The sequence below is a fragment of the uncultured Aliivibrio sp. genome, from assembly GCF_946479765.1.
Lineage (GTDB): Bacteria > Pseudomonadota > Gammaproteobacteria > Enterobacterales > Vibrionaceae > Aliivibrio.
Window position 1 is genome coordinate 50,294 of sequence record NZ_CAMLHO010000014.1, and the last position, 22,845, is coordinate 73,138.

The following is a 22,845-nucleotide window of genomic DNA, read 5'->3' on the forward strand; positions in this document are numbered from 1 at the left end:
AAGCCATTTCTAACCGACAGTACTATCAACCCTACTAATAAAAAAGCAGAACCAATGAAGGTGCTGCCATAAAATCCAGCGACACACCAACAGGATATTTGCTGTATTCACAAGGAGAACAAACATGAGTGACATTCACGTATACCCAGTCAATCAATACATCGTAAAAAATGCCCATGCAGATGAAGATAAATATCGTGAAATGTACCAGCAGTCCGTTATTAACTCTGAAGGTTTTTGGCGCGAACATGGACAAATAGTCGATTGGATGACTCCTTACACTAAAGTAAAAAATACGTCTTTTGATACTGGCCACGTAGATATCAAATGGTTTGAAGATGGCGAATTAAATGTCTCTGCAAACTGTATTGATCGCCATCTTGCAACCCGTGGTGATGAAGTCGCTATTATTTGGGAAGGTGACGATCCACAAGATGATGCATCAATTACCTTCAATGAGCTGCACGAACAAGTGTGTAAATTTTCTAATGCACTGAAAAGCCAAGGCGTACGTAAAGGTGATGTGGTATGTATTTATATGCCAATGGTCGCTGAAGCCGCCGTTGCCATGCTTGCCTGTACTCGTATTGGTGCGGTTCACACTGTTGTCTTTGGTGGCTTCTCTCCAGAAGCATTGGCGGGTCGAATCGTTGATTCAGATGCGAAAGTCGTGATTACCGCCGATGAAGGCGTTCGTGGCGGTCGTACCGTACCTCTAAAGAAAAACGTCGACGATGCATTAAATAACCCTGAAGTAACAACCATTGAAAAAGTCGTTGTATTCCAACGCACCGGTAATGATATTGATTGGAATGAAGAACGCGATGTATGGTGGCATGAAGCAACAGCCGTAGCATCTGCGCATTGTAAACCAGAAGCCATGAACGCAGAAGACCCTCTTTTTATTCTTTATACCTCAGGGTCAACAGGTAAACCAAAAGGCGTATTACACACCACAGGTGGTTACCTTGTTTATGCCACAATGACCTTTAAATACATTTTTGATTATCAAGAAGGCGAAGTCTTTTGGTGTACCGCTGATGTAGGTTGGATCACTGGCCATACTTATTTAATCTACGGACCTCTCGCTAATGGCGCAAAAACCATTCTGTTTGAAGGTGTACCAAACTACCCAAGCACTAGCCGTATGAGTGAAGTGGTTGATAAACATAATGTAAATATTCTTTATACTGCCCCAACCGCTATCCGAGCATTAATGGCTCATGGTAATGACGCAGTAGAAGGCACATCAAGATCCTCATTACGAGTCATGGGCTCAGTAGGTGAGCCAATTAACCCTGAAGCATGGGAATGGTATTACAACACCATTGGTGATGCTCGTTGCCCAATCGTTGATACGTGGTGGCAAACTGAAACTGGCGGGATCTTAATCTCTCCTCTTCCTGGTGCAACCGCATTAAAACCAGGATCGGCAACTCGACCATTCTTTGGTGTTCAACCTGCTTTGGTTGATAACATGGGTAACTTTATTGAAGGCGCTGCTGATGGTAACTTAGTTATTACCGATTCTTGGCCGGGACAAATGCGTACTATTTATGGCGATCATGAGCGTTTTGAACAAACCTATTTCTCAACCTTTAAAGGCATGTATTTCACCAGTGATGGCGCTCGACGAGATGACGACGGTTACTACTGGATAACAGGTCGTGTTGATGATGTGCTCAATGTGTCTGGTCACCGAATGGGAACCGCTGAAGTTGAGTCAGCCTTAGTCGCTTTTGATAAAATAGCAGAAGCCGCGATTGTTGGCGTTCCTCATGATATTAAAGGACAAGCCATTTATGCCTACATCACGCTAAACTCTGGTGAAATACCAAGTGCTGAACTGCATAAAGAAGTAAAAGATTGGGTAAGAAAAGAAATTGGACCGATTGCCACCCCTGATTTCTTACACTGGACCGACTCATTACCAAAAACACGTTCAGGAAAAATCATGCGTCGTATTCTTCGTAAAATTGCCACTGGTGATACCTCTAATCTAGGAGACACCTCCACACTGGCCGATCCAAGCGTGGTTGATAAACTAATTGAAGAACAAAGAAAAATCGCTTAAATAAGTAGATTGGTCAATACCAACCGATAGAGTAAAAACTCTTATGAATGAAAAAAGCCGCTATTATCCTTAATAACGGCTTTTTTCTTGTGACTTCTAGCCCAAATTGACAGAACTTTTATTTCTTTCCTTTCTCTCTGCTAATAAACAAAATTAAAAACTGTATAATTGTTCCACACGTTAGAAGTATTTGTTAACTAACAGATAAAATAACTGAACTTAACTTATCTCTTTCAGTTCTAATTATCATAATTTAGCCAAAATATATTTTATTGCCTAAGCAAACAATGCAACTTAGAGCTGATAAGACCAGTATTTTGCTGCGATTTGCTGTGATATTGTCTATAATTGCTTTTTATGATCATTCGCAAGACAAAAATTGCAAAAGCTCATCAAATCTACTATAAAAGATGTGTTTTTTTTACTTTAACCGTAAAAACAAGGAATTTAGCATCACAATGTCTACTCAATCGCGAATTTTAGTTCTCAATGGTCCGAACCTTAATTTATTAGGCCTTCGAGAGCCGGCACATTACGGCAGTCAAAATTTAGAACAAATTGTTAACGCTTTAACCGTTCACGCCAATTCATTGGATATTGAACTTGAGCATTTACAATCTAATCGTGAATATGAGTTGATTGAAGCTATCCATAATGCTTATAAGCGTATTGATTTCATTATCATCAACCCAGCAGCGTTTACTCATACGAGTGTCGCTTTACGTGATGCATTGCTTGGGGTTGGTATTCCTTTTATAGAAGTACACTTATCTAATGTCCATGCACGCGAACCTTTCCGCCACCACTCTTATCTTTCAGATAAAGCGGTTGGTGTAATTTGTGGATTAGGTGCTGATGGCTACGAATTTGCTTTGAATGCAGCGATAAAGCGTCTGCGTTCAAATTGATCACTGAATATAAACAGAAGAGATTACACAATGGATATCCGCAAAATTAAAAAACTAATCGAACTAGTTGAAGAATCTGGCATTGCAGAACTTGAGATTTCTGAAGGTGAAGAATCGGTACGCATCAGCCGTGCGGTAGCGCCTATGGCTCAACTAACGCCTATGCAACCATTTGCTGCTCCTGTTGCACCAGTAGCAGCTCCAATCGCTGCCCCTGTCGCTGCTCCAGCAATTGAAGCACCCGTTGAATCTGCTGGTCATAAAGTTCGCTCTCCAATGGTTGGTACTTTCTACGGCGCTTCAAGCCCTGATGCAAAACCATTTGTAAAAGTTGGCCAACAAGTCACTGCTGGCGATACACTATGTATCGTTGAAGCGATGAAAATGATGAACCAAATCGAAGCAGATAAGTCAGGCGTAGTTACCGCAATTCTTGCTGAAGACGGTAACCCGGTTGAGTTTGATCAACCTCTTGTTATCATCGAATAATAGAGGTCTCTATGTTAGATAAATTAGTTATTGCAAACCGTGGTGAAATTGCACTACGTATCTTGCGAGCATGTAAAGAACTTGGCATTAAAACCGTTGCTGTACACTCAACGGCTGACCGTGACTTAAAACACGTATTGCTTGCTGATGAAACCATTTGTATCGGTCCTGCTCGTAGTGCTGACAGTTACTTAAACATTCCTCGCATCATCAGTGCTGCGGAAGTAACAGGCGCAGTTGCTGTTCACCCAGGTTACGGTTTCTTAGCTGAAAATGCTGATTTTGCAGAGCAAGTTGAGCGTTCAGGTTTTATCTTTGTTGGTCCTAAAGCAGAAACTATCCGTATGATGGGTGACAAAGTATCAGCGATTACTTCAATGAAGAAAGCTGGTGTACCTTGTGTTCCTGGTTCTGATGGTCCGCTAGATAATGACGAAGCAAGAAACAAATCATTTGCAAAACGCATTGGCTACCCTGTAATCATCAAAGCCTCTAGTGGTGGTGGTGGTCGTGGTATGCGCGTTGTTCGTGCAGAAAAAGACCTAATCGAAGCTATCGCAATGACACGTGCAGAAGCAACTGCGTGTTTTGGTGACGGCACGGTTTACATGGAAAAATTCCTTGAAAACCCTCGTCACATCGAAGTTCAAATTATTGCAGATGGTCAAGGCAACGCGATTCACCTTGGTGAGCGTGATTGTTCTATGCAACGTCGTCATCAGAAAGTAGTTGAAGAAGCTCCGGCTCCTGGTATTACTGAAGAAATGCGTAAATATATTGGTGAGCGTTGTACGCGTGCTTGTGTTGATATCGCTTATCGTGGTGCCGGTACGTTTGAATTCCTATATGAAAATGGTGAATTCTACTTCATTGAGATGAATACTCGTATTCAAGTTGAACACACGATTACCGAAATGGTGACGGGCATCGACTTAATCAAAGAGCAACTGCGCATCGCGGCAGGTCAACCTCTTTCATTTACTCAAAATGACATCAAGCTTAGTGGTCATTCAATTGAATGTCGTATTAATGCAGAAGATCCTGTTCGTTTCCTACCGTCACCAGGTAAGATTACAAGTTTCCATGCACCAGGTGGCATGGGTGTTCGTTGGGAATCTCACATCTATACAGGCTACACAGTACCACCACATTACGACTCAATGATCGGTAAGCTAATTACTTACGGTGAGAACCGCGATGTTGCTATCGCTCGTATGAAGAACGCATTAAGCGAAATGATTATTGAAGGCATCAATACTAATATCACTTTACACTTAGATATTATGAACGATGAAAACTTCCAACACGGCGGTGCGAATATTCATTACCTTGAGAAAAAATTAGGCCTTCAATAAGACGCCAATTTTATTCTTTAAGTTAAAGAAAAAAATAAAGGCCGTGAGTGATTACACTCACGGCCTTTTTCTATGGTAAAATTCGCCGATATTTTCAACTAAACAAAGTGATCCCCATGCCTTGGATTCAAGTAAAACTAAACGCAACATCTGAAAATGCTGAACAAATCAGTGACATGCTAATGGAAGAGACTGGTGCTCTTTCCGTAACATTTTTAGATGCAAAAGATGTCCCTATCTTCGAACCTCTTCCAGGAGAAACTCGTTTATGGGGAGAAACGGATATTGTTGCTCTTTATGATGCAGAAACCGACATGGATTTAGTGGTTACACAGTTGAAAGCAAGTAACGTTCTAGACGATAACTTTGCTTACAAAGTTGAACAGTTAGAAGACAAAGACTGGGAACGTGAATGGATGGATAACTTCCACCCAATGAAATTTGGTGAGCGCTTATGGATTTGTCCAAGCTGGCGTGAAATCCCAGAGCCAGACGCGATTAACGTCATGCTTGATCCTGGCCTTGCCTTTGGTACAGGAACTCACGCGACAACCGCACTTTGTCTTGAGTGGTTAGAGAGTATCGATCTTAAAGGTAAAACAGTCATCGATTTTGGTTGTGGTTCTGGCATCTTAGCGATCGCCGCGATTAAACTAGGCGCTGCGAAAGTAGTAGGGATCGATATTGATCCTCAAGCGATCACAGCCTCAAAAGACAATGCGACTCGTAATGGTGTTGCTGACCAATTAGAGTTATTCCTACCTCAAGACCAGCCAGAAAACCTTGTTGCAGACGTTGTAGTTGCTAATATTCTTGCAGCCCCTTTACGTGAGCTTTCAAGTATTATTACCGCTCATGTGAAACCTAAGGGTGTCTTAGCGATGTCTGGTGTACTTGATATTCAAGCGCTTGATGTGGCTTCATACTACTCTGAGAACTTCACTCTTGATGCAATTGCAGAGCAGCAAGAATGGTGCAGAATCTCAGGAATTAAGAAATAATATCCTCTCGGACCTACTCTTCCTAGAAAAAACTTCAATGCCTCAATACTAAATTTGAGGCATAAAACCGTCTAATTGACTGAAATATAAACAAATTGCATAAACTATTTGTAAATGCTCAAAATTTGGTCTTTTCAGATGAACAAAAAATGCGTAAAATGCGCGCCCTTGCTGGCACAAACGTGTGTGGATGTTTTGCAGATAGGTAAATATACATTAAAGAACAATCTTATCGTTGCTCCTATGGCTGGTGTAACTGATAAACCTTTTCGTGAGTTATGTATGCGTTACGGCGCAGGCATGGCTGTGAGCGAGATGATGTCTTCTAATCCAAAACTGTGGAAAACATCTAAGTCCCAAAATCGCATGGTACATGAAGGTGAATCTGGTATTCGCTCGGTACAAATTGCAGGGGCTGATCCAAAGTTAATGGCGGAAGCAGCGCAATACTGTGTTGAAACTGGTGCGCAAATCATCGATATCAATATGGGGTGCCCTGCTAAAAAAGTGAATAAGAAGCTTGCAGGCTCAGCGCTTCTACAACGACCAGATTTGATTGAAGAGATCTTATTGGCAGTTGTGAATGCGGTTGACGTTCCTGTTACTCTGAAAACGCGTACAGGCTGGGATCCAGACAATAGAAACTGTGTTCAGGTTGCAAAAATGGCAGAACAGTGTGGCATTCAAGCTTTAGCGCTCCATGGGCGTACTAGAGCTTGTATGTACAACGGTAATGCTGAGTACGACAACATTAAAGCGGTAAAAGAAGCGATTTCTATTCCGGTTATAGCGAACGGTGATATCGACTCGCCGGAGAAGGCTCGCTTTGTGCTTGATTACACCGGCGCAGACGCTTTAATGATCGGCCGTCCTGCACAAGGTAGGCCATGGATTTTTCAAGAAATCCAACATTATTTAGAAACGGGCGAACTCATGCCACCTCTTCCAATTGAAGAAGTGAAGGCTACTTTACTTGGCCATGTTCATGCGCTTCACCAATTTTATGGTGAGTTTTTAGGCCCCCGCATTGCTCGTAAGCATGTGGGTTGGTACTTAAAAGAGCATGAGCAAGCAAATGAGTTCCGCCGCGGCTTTAATGCTATTGAAGATGCCCATCAGCAACTTCAGCAGCTTGAAAGCTATTTCGACCACGTTGCATCATAATAACAGAAGAGCTAAACAGAATATGTTCGATCAATCTATGACTTCAGAAGCATTAACAGTTACAACAGTTACAGCACAAGACCAAATTACTCAGAAACCACTACGTGACTCTGTTAAGGCTTCGCTGAAAAACTACTTAGGCCAACTAAACGGTCAAGAAGTTAACGACTTATATGAATTAGTATTAGCTGAAGTAGAGCAACCTCTACTAGACATGATCATGCAGCATACTCGCGGCAACCAAACAAAAGCAGCAAATATGATGGGTATCAACCGTGGTACGCTTCGTAAGAAACTTAAAAAATACGGCATGAACTAATCACGCCTTATAAACAACTTAAAGCAGTGTTAAGCAATTAACGCTGCTTTTTTTATGCCTGTTATAAATCGACAAACACAAAAAAGCCGACACTACATTATCTGTAATATCGGCTTTTAAATCTCTTATTCTACTATGGCGGCCAAGCTCGTTTCTTACCACCACCAGCGCCAGCACCTGAGCGAATAAGCTCTATTGCTTTTGCTGTTTTCTCTTCAATTCCTTTCAAACGCTCATCAAGTTCACTTAAATCAGCTGAGGCTCCTGCTGTACTCGAACCTTGAGCACCAACACCATCAATCATTTTAGCGATCTTGGCGTTCTGAGCTTCAATACGCTTAATACGAGCATCAAGCTCCATTACTGCTTTGCCTTGCTCACTGATTTTTCTATCGATAACTTTCAGAGCGGAAAGCAATTTCATTACGTATTGTTTTTCCATTAATTGGCTCTCACCTAATTTTTGCTCGTATTCTTATACATTAGTTATCGACCATTTTATCAACATCTTTAATAAACAGTTATAATAAATTACACTTTTTTCTCTTCTAAATCCGCCAAGGCCGAAAGTATCGAGCAATGTGAGGCATCATCATCAATATGACCACAGCACGCATCATTAATACTTTTCAATGCGGTACGTATATCCGTTAGCTGTGCAATCTTCTCGTCTATGATCGCTAATTTAGCTTGAGTGATAGATTTAACCTCTGCACAACTGTGTTTCGTTGCCTCTAAACGAATGGCAAGTAGTTCCTTGATCTCATCTAACGTCAGTCCTAATTGCTTTGCTTTTAAAATGAAACGAATTTGCGTAAGGTTTTCTTCATTATAAAGACGATAGCCACTACTGCCTCTTCCCGACGGAATAAGTAATCCATTTTTTTCATAAAACCGTAACGTATCACTGGTTACATTACATCGCTTTGCCAATTCACCAATTAAATACATTTTCATGAACTCTTATTCCTCTTCATTTGACCTTATTCTCATTCTTTTTTAACAGAAATGGCATCTTTTCTTAAGAATGCAAACGATTGCGGGAGCTTTTTTGTTTAACTTTAGTTAGAATATGCGCTATTACGTAGATGTGATGTTTCGCGCTTAACTCTTTATTAGGGTATTTCCCAAAACTGGCCAATTGCTGTGTGCTTTCTTTATAAGAATGATAGACAGAACAAGTTCATTTTTGGCAAAAATCCTAACTTAATTCTAAAGGAAGAAAGTAGCAATGAATAACCCACGTCCGATCCGTCGCGCGCTGATTAGCGTATCTGATAAAACTGGTATTGTAGAATTTGCTCAAGCACTGACTGAACGTGGTGTAGATATTCTATCTACTGGCGGCACTGCTCGCCTGCTTGCGGAAAAAAATATCCCTGTAACAGAAGTATCTGATTACACTGGCTTCCCAGAAATGATGGATGGCCGCGTTAAAACTCTTCATCCTAAAGTACATGGTGGTGTTCTTGGTCGTCGCGGTCAAGATGATAGCATCATGGAGCAACACGGCATCAACCCAATCGATATTGTTGTTGTTAACCTTTATCCATTCGCTGAAACCGTAGCAAAAGAAGGCTGTACTCTAGCTGATGCTGTTGAGAACATCGATATCGGTGGTCCAACAATGGTTCGCTCTGCGGCTAAAAACCATAAAGACGTTGCTATTGTCGTTAATGCTCACGATTACGATCGCGTAATTACTGAAATGGACGCTAACGACAAATCACTGACTCAAGCAACTCGCTTTGATTTAGCAATTGCTGCATTTGAGCACACGGCTTCTTACGATGGCATGATCGCAAACTACTTCGGTACTATGGTTTCATCTTACGGTGCCTCTCTACTTGATGAAGAAGGAAAGAAGGCTGATGAAGAGTCTAAATTCCCACGCACGTTCAACCAACAGTTCGAGAAAAAACAAGACATGCGCTACGGTGAGAACAGTCATCAAGCTGCTGCATTCTATGTTGAAGCTAATCCTGAAGAAGCGTCAGTATCGACTGCTCGTCAAATTCAAGGTAAAGCACTTTCTTACAACAACATCGCTGATACTGACGCCGCTCTTGAGTGTGTGAAAGAGTTCAACGAACCAGCATGTGTCATTGTTAAGCACGCAAACCCTTGCGGTGTCGCATTAGGTAAAGATGTTCTAGAGGCTTATAACCGTGCTTACCAAACCGATCCTACCTCAGCATTTGGCGGTATCATCGCATTTAACCGTGAATTAGATGCTGCAACGGCAACCGCAATTACTGAGCGTCAATTTGTTGAGGTTATTATTGCTCCTTCTGTTTCTGCTGAAGCCATTGAAATTATTGCGACTAAGAAAAACCTTCGCTTACTTGAGTGTGGCGAATGGTCAACAAAAACGACGGAATTTGATATTAAGCGTGTTAACGGCGGCCTATTGGTTCAAGACCGTGACCAAGGCATGGTATCGGAAGATGAGCTTAAATTTGTGTCTAAACGCCAACCAACGGCTGAAGAATTAAAAGATGCATTGTTCTGTTGGAAAGTAGCAAAATACGTGAAATCTAATGCCATTGTTTATTCTAAAGGTGACATGACTATCGGTGTCGGTGCCGGTCAAATGAGCCGCGTGTACTCTGCAAAAATCGCAGGTATCAAAGCCGCTGACGAAGGTTTAGTTGTTGAAGGCTGTGCAATGGCATCAGATGCATTCTTCCCATTCCGTGATGGTATTGATGCAGCGGCAGAAGCTGGCATTAAATGTGTTATCCAACCGGGTGGTTCAATGCGTGATGATGAAGTTATTGCTGCTGCCGATGAACATGGCATGGCGATGATCTTTACGGGTATGCGTCACTTCCGCCACTAGGAAAGACAGTAACGAGAGCGCTTCGCTTCTAGAAACTAGAACGCTACGCTCCTATAAGAGCAAATGAGTGCACTCTGTGAGCTTAATATTGCTCTTATAGTTTTTCGCACACTGAACTTTGTATTCACCGATTTATATAATTTATCCCCATTACAAGATGGTATTAAGGATTAAAACATGAATGTATTAATTATCGGCGCAGGCGGTAGAGAGCATGCTTTAGGCTGGAAAGCAGCACAAAACCCAAACGTTGAAACGGTATTCATCGCTCCAGGTAATGCAGGTACAGCGCTTGAACCAAAATTAGAAAACGTAGCGATTGATGTTGAAGACATCGCTAGCCTTGTTGCATTTGCTAAAGAAAAAGCCATTGAACTAACTATCGTTGGCCCTGAAGGTCCATTAGTAATTGGTGTGGTTGATGCATTCCGTGAAGCAGGATTACCTATCTTTGGTCCAACGAAAGCGGCAGCACAACTAGAAGGATCTAAAGCATTTACTAAAGACTTTTTAGCCCGTCATGATATTCCGACAGGTTATTACTCTAATTTTACAGAGATTGAGCCTGCATTAGCGTATGTACGTGAGCAAGGGGCACCTATCGTTGTTAAAGCTGATGGTCTTGCTGCGGGTAAAGGCGTTATTGTAGCCATGACTCTGGAAGAAGCTGAAGATGCAATCAAAGACATGCTTTCCGGTAATATTTTTGGTGAAGCCGGTAGCCGTGTCGTTATCGAAGAGTTCTTAGAAGGTGAAGAAGCAAGCTTCATCGTGATGGTTGATGGTGCTAGCGTTCTACCAATGGCAACCAGCCAAGATCACAAACGTGTTGGTGATAAAGATACAGGCCCTAACACGGGTGGCATGGGTGCATATTCTCCTGCTCCTGTTGTCACACCTGAAATCCATAACCGTATTCTAGAAGAAGTTATCTACCCTACCGTTCGTGGTATGGATGCAGAAGGAGCACCTTACACTGGCTTCCTATATGCAGGTTTGATGATTGATGCTGATGGGACACCAAAAGTAATCGAATATAACTGCCGCTTTGGTGATCCAGAAACACAACCAATTATGATGCGCATGGAATCAGACCTTGTGGAACTGTGTTTAATGGCTATCGATGAAAAACTGGATGAAGCAGAATCTAAATGGGATCCTCGCGCTGCTATTGGTGTTGTTCTAGCTGCCGGCGGTTACCCTGCCGATTATGAAAAAGGTGATGTTATTTCTCTTCCTGCAACAGAACTTGAAGGTCAGAAAATATTCCACGCAGGAACAACAAATAACGAAGCGGGTGAGGTAATAACTAACGGTGGACGAGTACTCTGTGCGACAGCACTTGGTAATACCGTCTCAGAAGCTCAAGAACGTGCGTATGAGCTAACGAAACAAGTAAGCTGGAATGGAATGTTCCACCGCAATGACATCGGTTACCGAGCCATTGCTCGCGAATTAAAAAGTAAATAAGCATTACTTTTCTACAAGTAGCAAAAAGGCGCTGTGATAGCGCCTTTTTTTATTCATAAATAATCGACTAAGGGTATTAATCTTCAATAAGATTTGGACGTTCTACGCACTTATAGCTGTCATCCGTTAATAGCAATAACTCTGACATCTTCAGAACTTTTTTATCTCGGTCAACTTCTTCACCTAGAAATAAAATAAAACTATCTAAGCCTGATAGTCTTGCCACCACAAAATTAGGTAATATTTGATTAAACTCTAATTGATCGTATTGCTTACCATCACAAGAATAAAATATTTCGCCATTCCATTCACCTTGATATAAAGAAACATTTTCTTTATATAGACCTTCGACTTTTGCGATTAGATATTTAGATTGATCTTGGAATTGAGCGAACTGATTTGGCATTAATGGAAAAATACGACCATCTTTACGATAACGTTGATATACAGCTTCGCCATTGCCATTATAGCGAACGTGCATCATGTAAGGGATAAGTTCATCAGAACTATCTAACATTTCGCCTTCTCTAACCGCTTCAACTAATACGTTTTTTTCCCAGCGATAGGTGGTTTTATACCAACCGTAGTCACCCATGGATATATAATCAGAGGCGTTAATAGGTTGTTGTAGTCGACGAGTGTACCAATAGTAACTAGTAGTATCACCTTGAATTTGGCCGCCAGTAAAGGTAACGGATTTAATGCGTTGCTCACCTGATGGGTTTGATGAACAGCCTAAAAGAAAAACAGAAAGAAGTAAGGTAGATAGAATGCGCTTCATAAAAATGCCGAGTTAAGGGTTAACTCGGCAAAGTATATCTTAGTTCACTGATTCTTTCAGCGCTTTACCTGCAACAAATGCTGGTACATTAGCCGCTTTAATCTGAATCTCATCGCCAGTCTTAGGATTGCGACCTGTACGAGCTGCACGGTGATTTACTTTAAACGTACCGAAGCCAATAAGTTGAACCTGTTCGCCATCTTTAAGTGCGCCAGTTACGCCTTCTAGAGTCGCTTCAAGAGCTGCTTTTGCTTGTGCTTTTGATAGGTCTGCTTTTTCAGCAATAGCATCAATTAACTGGGTTTTATTCATTAGGGTTTCCCTTCTATTTTTTTAAAATCCCCTTCACTCTAATGCATAAAGACCCTATCTGGCAAAGGTTTGTCGCGCTTCTTGCTACAGAATGCGGGTTCTTTAGGCACAAACTGAGTAACGTCTCACAATTTGTTACTGTTTTTCATTTCTGAGTCATTGTATTTTGGTCAATCAGCACCCATTTTATAAGGGCTTGCTTACTTTTTTGAGATTAATAATGTTTATTTTATCCATCTATATCGCCATTTCTATTAGCGTATCTTTCATTTGTTCTGTTCTTGAGGCTATTTTACTTAGTATTAGTCCAAGTTATTTAGCCAAAATGCGTCAGGAAAATCACCCTGCTGCGGAAAGATTAACGAAACTTAAAAATAATGTAGATCGTCCTTTAGCGTCTATTTTAACGCTAAACACTATCGCCCATACTGCTGGAGCTGCTGCATCTGGTGCTCAGGCCTCTATTGTTTTTGGTAGTGAATGGTTAGGCGTATTCTCAGCGTTCTTAACGTTCGCTATCCTATTATTCTCAGAGATCGTACCTAAAACGATTGGTGCAACTTACTGGCGTCAATTAGCTCCAATGGCGGCAAAAATGCTTTATTGGATGGTGTTGTTATTAACCCCAGTTGTATGGGCATCAGAACAATTAACTAAACGCTTAGCTCGTGGGCACCAAGCGCCAAAACTAAGAGATGAAATTGCAGCCATGGCAACACTTGCAAAAGAGAATGGTGAATTCGCTGAAGGTGAATCTAAAATATTAACCAACATCTTAAATATTAAAGATGTCCCAGTGACTCAAGTAATGACACCAAGAACCGTATTGTTTCGCGTAAATGCTGAAATGAAGGTTGAAGACTTCCTAAAAGAACACATGGATACGCCATTCTCACGTCCTTTAGTCTATAGCGAAAACAGTGATAATATTATTGGTTTTACACACCGACTAGAATTGTTCTCTGCAATGCATGAAGGTCACGGTAAGAACCCTCTAGGCTCTATCATGCGCCCTATTCAGATAGTCATTAGTACGTCTACCTTACCAAAAGCATTTGAACACTTAATGAAGCACAGAGCGCAACTTGCTCTTGTTATTGATGAGTATGGTACGGTTCAAGGTTTACTAACCCTTGAGGATATATTTGAGTACATGGTTGGCGAAGAAATTATTGATGAAGCTGACAAAACTACAGATATGCAGCAACTTGCTCAACAGCGTTGGACAAATTGGAAAACGAAACACGGTGTGATTGATAATACAGACAAAGAAGAACACTAAATAAGTTCACACAATAACTATTAAAGGTGTTAGCAAGCCCCTTTAGATAAATATAAAAAAACCGATGAATTATCATCGGTTTTTTTATATGAGAACAAAAATTAATATTGCAGCTCTAAGCCAATATTACTTACATTTTCATCTCTTAATTCTTGGCGTAGATCTTTAATCAAATCAATATCACGCTCTTCAGCTTCACGCAGTGGTCGGAAGATGGCCCATTGAACATCCCACTCTTCACAAATCACTTCGATCTCTTTTTGATTCTCATCAGTAACTTCTTCACCAGTTTGTGCTTCAACCAACTGAGCAACTGTTGTTACTGATAGTTGACTAACTTTAAACATAGCGTCTTCTAATACATCGCGATCTAAGATCCCGTGTAAGAAAGTAGATAATGCCACACATGCATCAATAGCAGGGTAAGTTAGATAAATTGAATCATCATTTACCTCAGGGATCATTTCTTCTAGTTTTTCTAATTGACGTTCAAAATTAATCTTGGCATTTTTAACGGTCAATAGCTCCCAAATGCTATCTAGAATAACTCGATAAGTTTGAGGCTCTGCAAAGCCTGTTGCCTTACAATAATGCGCGTAGTTTGGATACATACGTTCACATAAAGAAGCCATAAAAGTTATTTGTTGCCATGGTTCAAATTTTTCTAAACGAACTTGGATAGGATTGCGTAACATATACGATTCTACACTATAAAAAAATGACGCTTTAAGTGTACTTGATAACCACGAATGACAAAAGGAAGGTTATGAATAAATTACTTATCATTTCAAAAGAAAAAGATAAATACATCTCACTTTTTGAGTAATCAGATCTTCCTGATCTTAAAATTTGTCATAATCTAAAAAAAGCTGACATTATTCTTGCCGATCCACTACTAATTATTGTGACCCCGTACATTGCTGCAATAAGTTTCCCTGAATAAGTTTTCGAGCAGTTTTCTATTAACTATCTACGCCGGCGTGATGAATTTAGTCGATTTTGATAAGGGGTATTAATAAATAATAAAGCCTGTAAATTTACAGGCTTTAATCGCATTATTTTTTTGGTTCAGCAGATAATTTTGCACGAATAAACTCTAAATGATTTAGATAAATCAAATCTGCAACTTGACGAATAACCGCCTCTTCCATCGGCTCAATCACGCCATCAGCATAGGCAACTGACCACATCGCTTCTATTAATTCATAACGTTCTTGTGGCATTAACTCACGAAGTTTAGTGGTAAATTCATAAAGAGAAACAGACGCTTTACTCTTACTTATCGCTTGAATTAATAATTGCTGAGCTTGTTCTTTATTGATATCAAGTAGCTTCATAAGCAACTGAAGTTTCGCCTCATCTTCTCTTTGATCACTTTGATGATCCGCTCTAGAGACTTCACACAACAAAGATGCCATCGCTAAATGCATAGAAGCAATATCTGTCGCTCCACTATCTGCCCCATCATGTATCACTTTTCGCAATAAGGTTTGTAATTTCTTAAACATAATGACCTCTTTATTTATTTCCTAATTATATCAATGCTATTAATTAGATGACTTATTTTTATGACAACAAAAGTATAGCTCTGTTCCAATAAAAAAGGAGACTGCAATGAGTCTCCTTTGGTGGTTAAATCTTTAAACTAAGATTTTATTTATGGTATGGCTTAGATAAGTCATGTACTGCTTCTACGAACACACCTGCATTTTCAGGCGGAACATCTAAGTGAATACCGTGGCCTAAGTTAAATACGTGGCCTGTTCCTTCATTACCAAAACCTTCAAGAATAGTGCTGACTTCTTGGCGAATACGCTCAGGTTGTGCATAAAGGATTGATGGGTCCATGTTACCTTGCAGAGCAACTTTATCACCAACACGTTTCTTCGCATCAGCAATATTGATTGTCCAATCCAGACCAATTGCATCACAACCTGTTGCTGCAATTTGCTCTAACCACATTCCACCATTCTTAGTGAACAGAGTTACAGGAACACGACGACCTTCATTTTCACGAATCAATGCATCTACAATTTTATGCATATAACGTAATGAGAACTCGTTATAATCACGAGGTGTTAATACACCGCCCCATGTATCAAATACCATTACCGATTGTGCACCGGCTTTAATTTGTGCATTCAAATATTCAATAACCGTATCAGCTAGTTTGTCTAACAATAGGTGTAGTGTTGCAGGCTCTGCATACATCATTTTTTTGATTTTAGTAAATGCTTTTGAGCTTCCACCTTCAACCATGTATGTCGCTAATGTCCAAGGACTACCAGAGAAACCAATTAGTGGCACTTCACCTTTAAGATCTTTACGGATCTGACGTACTGCATTCATTACATATTGCAGCTCGCCTTCAGGATCTGGAATGCCAATTTTATCTACATCAGCTTTACAAGTGATTGGGCGTGAAAATTTAGGGCCTTCACCGGCTTCAAAATACAAACCTAGTCCCATCGCATCAGGGATTGTCAGGATATCTGAGAATAAAATTGCAGCATCTAGAGGAAAACGACGTAAAGGCTGAAGTGTTACTTCTGAAGCAAGCTCTGCATTTTTACACAGAGACATAAAATCACCGGCTTCTGCACGTGTTGCTTTATATTCTGGAAGGTAACGACCAGCTTGGCGCATCATCCAAACTGGTGTGTAATCTACTGGTTGCTTTAATAACGCACGTAAATAGCGGTCATTTTTTAATTCTGTCATGATCTTTCCTCGTATTATATCCCGCTATTGTAGCATTCAATTTGATGAACAAAAGCCCACCTTTGCTATCAAGATCATATTTAACCCAATCTTCTATATTTCACATAGCCTGAGTTTTTATCAGAGCGTCGATTGATGAATGCTCTTGCTTCCGTTAATTTCATCAAGCGTCGATTCTATTAGCAATCTTGCTATCGTTCCTTTTGGTGCGAGTTCTGGCAAATTCTCTTGATAATACCAATCTGCTTTTATCAACTCATTGGGATCAACTTTTATCTCTCCTGAATCATAATCGGCCATATATCCCATCATAAGACTCGAAGGGAATGCCCAAGGCTGACTTCCCACATAGCGGATATTTTTTATTTTAATGCCTGTTTCTTCAAACACTTCACGCTCAACCGCCATTTCTAACGTTTCACCAACCTCAACAAAACCCGCTAATACGGTGAATAGTCCACCTTTATGTCTTTGATGTTGAGCTAATAAAATGGTGTCGTCTTTACGGATCGCAACAATAATTGAGGGGAATATTCGGGGGTAATGTAACTTACGACACTCATTACATTGCATTGCTATTTGATTAAGGTTGAGCTGGGTTCGACCACCACATTGAGGACAAAAGCGAAATTCACGAGCCATAAAACCATATTGAATGGCTTTGCTTATCATTAAAAAAAGAGACTCTTTAACCAGTAGTAACTCTCTTAAATTAGTGAATTGTACCGTTTGTTCTATGTGCTCGTCGTTCAACCACATAACGGGATAACCTTCATGGTTTCCAATACATATCGCACTATCAAAAGGTAAGCTTAAATTAACTGCACTGCCACAAGGAAGACCGCTTTCCTCTAACCAAACCATAGAATCATTTACGACACACCAATACGCTTTTGTATGTTGGTTTAACATCTTTATCACAACCCTCTTGCAGCAATCAATATTTACTGGCAATCTTAATAAACATAATAATGAGTGTATACCCTAGTAATTATTACTGAAACCGCATTTTGATATTACTTAGGTATTCATGTAAACGTTAGTTTATTGCTTGCAACTACAAGGATATCGTTATGCTTACTAAACTAAATCAATTCCAAGAACAATGGGGGGGCAATGATGATGTTATTGACCACTGGCTATCAACTCGCCAAGATTTATTGGTTAAATATTGTAAATTAGCAGGCCTTCCTCCATTTGATTCATCACCAACTTCTCTGCCTTCATTTTTGGCCATTCAATCTTTCACTCAGCATTTGATTGATTATATTTCAGAAGGTCATTTCAAAATATATAACATGGTTATGGCTAAATGGGATAGTACCGGATTTTCTCCAACCGAGGAGATGAGCTCGCTTTATGCAAACATTACTAAAACGACAGATCCTATCCTCAATTTTACTGATAAATATGCAAAAGAAGATGAAGAACTGCTGCTTTCTGACTTCGATAAAGACTTTTCTGCGCTAGGAGAGGTAATGGAGCTTCGATTCGAACTTGAAGATGGACTAATAGAACAAATTTCAAGCAGCCTATCCTATCCTCCAGGAGCGTAGCAGATAAAATAAGCGTTTAAATACACAACAGTTAAACGCTAATTTTACTCATTTACAAAATCTGATTAGTTTCTGAGGCATACTTAATAAATATTGGGATTTACTGGCGTATAGGCAAGTGAGGGTTCTATCAATAGTCAATCCATCAATTTCATCTACTTTCTTGTTTTCTAACGGTTTAAGTGTGTATTGCTCAGTATTAATATTAGAACAGTAGCAGTTTAATAGTATAAAAAAAGCCCTGCATTTCTGCAGGGCTTTTTATTCAGCGTATATCGAAATTAATTACTCTTCAGAAGAGAAACCTGCATTCAATAGTGCAGCTAAGTTATCAGTTGCTTCTTCAGCAGAAGGCGCAACTTTCGCTGCCATTTTCGCTGCTGCTTTTTGCTTTTGACGTGCTTGGTGGTATGCGAAACCTGTACCCGCTGGAATTAGACGACCAACGATTACATTTTCTTTCAGACCACGTAGCTCATCACGCTTACCAGAAACCGCAGCTTCAGTAAGCACGCGCGTCGTTTCTTGGAACGATGCAGCAGAGATGAACGACTCAGTAGCAAGAGACGCTTTAGTAATACCAAGTAGATCACGGCCAAAACGAGCAGGTTGCTTGCCTTCTGCTTCAAGCAGACGGTTTGCAATTGTCACGTTAGCGAATTCCAGTTGCTCACCTTCAAGGAAAGTAGAGTCACCAGAATGTGTAATCGTACACTTACGTAGCATTTGACGAACGATAGTTTCAATGTGCTTATCGTTAATCTTAACGCCTTGTAAGCGGTAAACTTCTTGAACTTCGTTAGTGATGTATTCAGTCACTGCGTGGATACCACGTAAACGTAGGATATCGTGCGGAGTTTCTGGACCATCAGAGATAACATCGCCACGTTCAACTTTATCACCATCAAAGATGTTAAGTTGACGGTGTTTATGAATCATTTCTTCATAAACTTCGTTGTTATCGTCACGAGTGATCAATAAGCGTACTTTACCTTTAGTTTCTTTACCAAACGCAACAATACCTGCGTGCTCAGCAAGAATCGCTGGCTCTTTAGGTTTACGAGCTTCAAACAAGTCCGCAACGCGTGGAAGACCACCGGTAATATCTTTAGTACCACTTGACGCTTGAGGAATACGAGCTAGTGTTTCACCGATACCTACGTTACCGCCATCTGCAAGGTTAACAATCGCCTTACCAGGTAGGAAGTATTGTGCTGGCATTTCAGTGCCAGGGATCATGATGTCACGACCATTCGCATCAACAAGTTTCACTGTTGGACGCATGTCTTTACCAGCAGAAGCTCGCTCAGCCGCATCAAGGATAACAATTGAAGATAGACCTGTTAACTCATCAGTCTGAGTTGTGATTGTCACACCATCAATCATGTCCATGAATTGAACTTGACCTTGTACTTCTGTGATGATTGGCATTGTATGCGGGTCCCAAGCAGCGATTTTATCGCCTTGAACCACTGCATCACCATCTTTCTTAGAAAGAATAGTACCGTAAGATAGCTTGTAACTTTCTTTCGTACGGCCATGCCCATCAATAACAGTCAGTTGAGATGCACGAGAAGTAATAACTAAGTTGCCTTCGTTATTTGTTACGTGCTTAGCATTATGAAGTTTAATCGAACCAGTCGTTTTAACTTGAATACTGTTGTCTGCTGCTGCCGTAGATGCCGCACCACCGATGTGGAACGTACGCATTGTTAGCTGTGTACCAGGTTCACCGATTGATTGAGCAGCGATAACACCTACTGACTCACCTTGGTTTACCATGTGGCCACGCGCCAAGTCACGACCATAACAGTTTGCACAACAACCGAAGTCAGCTTCACAACTTACAACTGAACGTACTTTAATTTGGTCAACTGAGTTTTCTTCAACAATTTGACACTGCTTCTCATCAAGAAGCGTGTTACGTTGAAGAAGGATCTCATCAGTACCTGGCTTCAATACATCTTCAGCAACTACACGACCTAGAACACGTTCATGTAGAGGTTCTTTAACATCACCGCCTTCAATTAGAGGCATCATGGTAACACCTTCAAGTGTTCCACAGTCATCTAAATGAACAACTACATCTTGAGCAACGTCTACTAAACGACGAGTCAGGTAACCTGAGTTCGCTGTTTTAAGTGCAGTATCGGCAAGACCTTTACGCGCACCGTGCGTTGAGATGAAGTATTGGTTTACGTTTAGACCTTCACGGAAGTTTGCCGTGATCGGTGTTTCGATGATTGAACCATCCGGTTTCGCCATCAGACCACGCATACCTGCAAGCTGACGAATCTGAGCTGCAGAACCACGAGCACCTGAATCGGCCATCATGTAAACGCTGTTAAACGATTCTTGTTGCTCTTCTTCACCATCACGGTTAAGCACAGTTTCTGAAGACAAGTTATCCATCATCTCTTTAGCAACTTGTTCGTTCGTTGCTGCCCAGATATCGATAACTTTGTTGTAACGTTCGCCCGCAGTTACAAGACCAGATTGGTATTGTTCTTGGATTTGCTTAACTTCTTCTTCCGCTTCAGCTACTTTCGTGTACTTAGCGTCAGGAATAACCATGTCATCGATACCAACAGACGCACCAGACAATGCTGCGTATGCGAAACCTGTGTACATGATTTGGTCAGCAAACACTACTGTGTCTTTAGAACCAAGAGTACGGTATGCCTCATTTAGTAGGTTAGAGATTTGCTTCTTACCTAACTTCTGGTTAATGATGCTGTAAGGTAGACCTTCAGGAACGATCTGCCATAGCATTGCACGACCAACAGTCGTATCAACCAGTTTAGTTTCACGAGTTTCAATACCGTTTTCATCACGAAGAACTTCTGTGATTCGAACTTTAACGCGAGCATGTAACTCTGCACAACCTGTACGGTATGCTTTTTCAGCTTCAGCAAAACCTTCAAGGTACATGCCTTCGCCTTTCGCGTTAATTCTGTCACGTGTCATATAGTACAGACCTAATACAACATCCTGAGAAGGAACGATGATTGGGTCACCTGATGCTGGCGACAGAATGTTATTCGTCGACATCATTAGGGTACGTGCTTCTAATTGAGCTTCCAGAGTTAGAGGTACGTGTACCGCCATCTGGTCACCATCGAAGTCGGCGTTATATGCCGCACACACAAGCGGGTGAAGCTGAATCGCTTTACCTTCGATTAGTACTGGTTCAAACGCTTGAATACCAAGACGGTGAAGTGTTGGTGCACGGTTAAGCAGTACTGGGTGTTCACGAATTACGTCATCTAGGATATCCCAAACAATCGCTTCTTCACGCTCTACCATTTTCTTAGCAGCTTTGATTGTCGTAGCAAGACCACGACCTTCTAATTTGCTGTAGATAAATGGTTTAAATAGTTCAAGTGCCATCTTCTTAGGAAGACCACACTGATGTAGACGAAGGTATGGACCTACTGTAATTACAGAACGACCAGAGTAGTCTACACGTTTACCAAGCAAGTTCTGACGGAAACGACCTTGTTTACCCTTGATCATATCAGCAAGAGATTTCAAAGGACGTTTGTTAGAACCTGTAATCGCACGACCACGACGACCGTTATCAAGCAGCGCATCCACAGACTCTTGCAGCATACGTTTTTCGTTACGTACAATGATGTCTGGTGCAGCTAGGTCTAAAAGACGCTTCAAACGGTTGTTACGGTTAATCACACGACGGTATAAGTCATTTAGATCAGACGTAGCAAAACGACCGCCATCTAGTGGTACTAGAGGACGAAGATCTGGCGGAAGAACAGGTAGAACAGTTAAGATCATCCATTCTGGATTATTACCAGATTGAACAAATGCTTCTACAAGTTTCAAACGCTTAGTCAGCTTCTTACGTTTTGTTTCAGAGTTAGTTGTTTCTAACTCTTCACGCATGTTCTCGATTTCAGCTTGCATGTCCATTGAACCAAGCAAGTCTTTAATCGCTTCTGCACCCATCTTAGCTGTGAATTCGTCACCAAATTCTTCTAGCTTATCAAGATACTCTTCTTCTGAAAGAAGTTGACTGCGCTCTAAATCAGTCATACCTGGCTCTGTAACCACATATGATTCAAAGTAAAGTACACGTTCGATATCACGTAGAGGAATGTCCATTAACAAACCAATACGAGATGGAAGTGACTTAAGGAACCAGATGTGTGCAACAGGAGACGCAAGTTCAATGTGGCCCATACGGTCACGACGAACTTTAGTTTGCGTTACTTCTACGCCACATTTTTCACAGATAACACCACGGTGCTTCAGGCGCTTATATTTACCACATAAGCACTCGTAGTCTTTAACTGGGCCAAAGATACGTGCACAGAAAAGACCGTCACGTTCTGGCTTAAAGGTACGATAGTTGATTGTTTCTGGCTTTTTAACTTCACCAAAAGACCATGAACGAATTTGGTCAGGTGAAGCAAGACCGATTTTGATTGCATCAAATTCTTCAGTCTTATGTTGTGCTTTCAGAAACTTTAATAAGTCTTTCACATTCGGCTCCTGTAAGGAGAAAAAAGGCGCTCGGCGAGCGCCTTATATTCTACCGGACAATCTCAATG

The 22,845-nt window shown here is 40.9% G+C and carries 20 protein-coding genes; 11 read left to right on the plus strand and 9 right to left on the minus strand.

Annotated elements, in window-relative coordinates; all coding sequences use genetic code 11:
• The first annotated feature begins 124 nt into the window (after window positions 1-124).
• The 7 genes from acs to fis all read left to right on the plus strand — a co-directional run bounded on the left by acs (window position 125) and on the right by fis (window position 7,310).
• Window positions 125-2,074, plus strand: a complete 1,950-nt coding sequence (acs, locus tag Q1K78_RS07475; protein ID WP_300176195.1) for an acetate--CoA ligase — start codon at window positions 125-127, stop codon at window positions 2,072-2,074.
• Between the two features lie 458 nt (window positions 2,075-2,532).
• Entirely contained in the window at window positions 2,533-2,982 is a 450-nt protein-coding gene (gene aroQ / locus Q1K78_RS07480; RefSeq protein WP_300176198.1) for a type II 3-dehydroquinate dehydratase, read from the plus strand.
• 30 nt (window positions 2,983-3,012) lie between these two features.
• Window positions 3,013-3,471 carry an acetyl-CoA carboxylase biotin carboxyl carrier protein gene (gene accB, locus Q1K78_RS07485; RefSeq protein ID WP_300176201.1) on the plus strand — a complete coding sequence of 153 codons (459 nt, stop codon included), beginning with the start codon at window positions 3,013-3,015 and terminating at the stop codon, window positions 3,469-3,471.
• 11 nt (window positions 3,472-3,482) lie between these two features.
• The gene (gene accC / locus Q1K78_RS07490; RefSeq protein ID WP_300176204.1) at window positions 3,483-4,826 is read left to right on the plus strand and encodes an acetyl-CoA carboxylase biotin carboxylase subunit; all 1,344 of its coding nucleotides are present in this window, start codon (window positions 3,483-3,485) and stop codon (window positions 4,824-4,826) included.
• A gap of 116 nt (window positions 4,827-4,942) precedes the next feature.
• On the plus strand, window positions 4,943-5,827 hold the full coding sequence (gene prmA, locus Q1K78_RS07495; protein WP_300176207.1) for a 50S ribosomal protein L11 methyltransferase: 885 nt from the start codon (window positions 4,943-4,945) through the stop codon (window positions 5,825-5,827).
• Window positions 5,828-6,022: 195 nt separating this feature from the next.
• Window positions 6,023-6,991, plus strand: coding sequence for a tRNA dihydrouridine synthase DusB (gene dusB / locus Q1K78_RS07500; RefSeq protein ID WP_300176282.1), 969 nt, complete (start codon window positions 6,023-6,025; stop codon window positions 6,989-6,991).
• Window positions 6,992-7,013: 22 nt separating this feature from the next.
• Window positions 7,014-7,310, plus strand: coding sequence for a DNA-binding transcriptional regulator Fis (gene fis / locus Q1K78_RS07505; RefSeq protein ID WP_005421285.1), 297 nt, complete (start codon window positions 7,014-7,016; stop codon window positions 7,308-7,310).
• Window positions 7,311-7,443: 133 nt separating this feature from the next.
• On the opposite strand, the gene Q1K78_RS07510 is transcribed toward fis, so the two are convergent.
• Both Q1K78_RS07510 and zntR read right to left on the minus strand, forming a co-directional pair.
• Window positions 7,444-7,752 (minus strand): hypothetical protein, encoded by a 309-nt coding sequence (locus tag Q1K78_RS07510; RefSeq protein ID WP_300176220.1) that lies wholly within the window; start codon window positions 7,750-7,752, stop codon window positions 7,444-7,446.
• An 89-nt stretch (window positions 7,753-7,841) separates the two neighbouring features.
• A complete protein-coding gene (zntR, locus tag Q1K78_RS07515; RefSeq protein WP_300176285.1) occupies window positions 7,842-8,261 on the minus strand; it encodes a Zn(2+)-responsive transcriptional regulator in 420 nt (139 codons plus the stop codon).
• Window positions 8,262-8,541: 280 nt separating this feature from the next.
• Between zntR and purH the strand changes: the two genes are divergently transcribed.
• Together purH and purD are read left to right on the plus strand one after the other, a co-directional pair.
• A complete protein-coding gene (gene purH, locus Q1K78_RS07520; RefSeq protein WP_300176223.1) occupies window positions 8,542-10,152 on the plus strand; it encodes a bifunctional phosphoribosylaminoimidazolecarboxamide formyltransferase/IMP cyclohydrolase in 1,611 nt (536 codons plus the stop codon).
• A 177-nt stretch (window positions 10,153-10,329) separates the two neighbouring features.
• Complete coding sequence (gene purD / locus Q1K78_RS07525) at window positions 10,330-11,622, plus strand: phosphoribosylamine--glycine ligase (protein WP_300176226.1); 1,293 nt, start codon at window positions 10,330-10,332, stop codon at window positions 11,620-11,622.
• Window positions 11,623-11,698: 76 nt separating this feature from the next.
• Here purD and Q1K78_RS07530 read toward each other — a convergent pair whose 3' ends face one another.
• Together Q1K78_RS07530 and Q1K78_RS07535 are read right to left on the minus strand one after the other, a co-directional pair.
• Window positions 11,699-12,403, minus strand: a complete 705-nt coding sequence (locus Q1K78_RS07530; protein ID WP_300176229.1) for a DUF1481 domain-containing protein — start codon at window positions 12,401-12,403, stop codon at window positions 11,699-11,701.
• A gap of 39 nt (window positions 12,404-12,442) precedes the next feature.
• Complete coding sequence (locus tag Q1K78_RS07535; RefSeq protein ID WP_122033826.1) at window positions 12,443-12,715, minus strand: HU family DNA-binding protein; 273 nt, start codon at window positions 12,713-12,715, stop codon at window positions 12,443-12,445.
• A gap of 220 nt (window positions 12,716-12,935) precedes the next feature.
• Between Q1K78_RS07535 and Q1K78_RS07540 the strand changes: the two genes are divergently transcribed.
• Complete coding sequence (locus tag Q1K78_RS07540; RefSeq protein WP_300176235.1) at window positions 12,936-13,997, plus strand: hemolysin family protein; 1,062 nt, start codon at window positions 12,936-12,938, stop codon at window positions 13,995-13,997.
• A gap of 101 nt (window positions 13,998-14,098) precedes the next feature.
• Here the strand turns inward: Q1K78_RS07540 and Q1K78_RS07545 are convergent, their stop codons facing one another.
• The 4 genes from Q1K78_RS07545 to nudC form a co-directional block, all read right to left on the minus strand.
• Window positions 14,099-14,692 (minus strand): DUF416 family protein, encoded by a 594-nt coding sequence (locus tag Q1K78_RS07545; RefSeq protein WP_012551277.1) that lies wholly within the window; start codon window positions 14,690-14,692, stop codon window positions 14,099-14,101.
• 360 nt (window positions 14,693-15,052) lie between these two features.
• Entirely contained in the window at window positions 15,053-15,505 is a 453-nt protein-coding gene (locus Q1K78_RS07550) for a TerB family tellurite resistance protein (RefSeq protein WP_300176238.1), read from the minus strand.
• Between the two features lie 145 nt (window positions 15,506-15,650).
• Window positions 15,651-16,718, minus strand: a complete 1,068-nt coding sequence (hemE, locus tag Q1K78_RS07555) for a uroporphyrinogen decarboxylase (protein WP_300176241.1) — start codon at window positions 16,716-16,718, stop codon at window positions 15,651-15,653.
• A gap of 120 nt (window positions 16,719-16,838) precedes the next feature.
• Entirely contained in the window at window positions 16,839-17,630 is a 792-nt protein-coding gene (gene nudC, locus Q1K78_RS07560) for an NAD(+) diphosphatase (RefSeq protein WP_300176243.1), read from the minus strand.
• 161 nt (window positions 17,631-17,791) lie between these two features.
• Between nudC and rsd the strand changes: the two genes are divergently transcribed.
• On the plus strand, window positions 17,792-18,274 hold the full coding sequence (gene rsd, locus Q1K78_RS07565) for a sigma D regulator (RefSeq protein WP_300176246.1): 483 nt from the start codon (window positions 17,792-17,794) through the stop codon (window positions 18,272-18,274).
• A 285-nt stretch (window positions 18,275-18,559) separates the two neighbouring features.
• Here the strand turns inward: rsd and rpoC are convergent, their stop codons facing one another.
• Window positions 18,560-22,777, minus strand: a complete 4,218-nt coding sequence (gene rpoC, locus Q1K78_RS07570) for a DNA-directed RNA polymerase subunit beta' (protein ID WP_300176250.1) — start codon at window positions 22,775-22,777, stop codon at window positions 18,560-18,562.
• Window positions 22,778-22,845 lie beyond the last annotated feature (68 nt).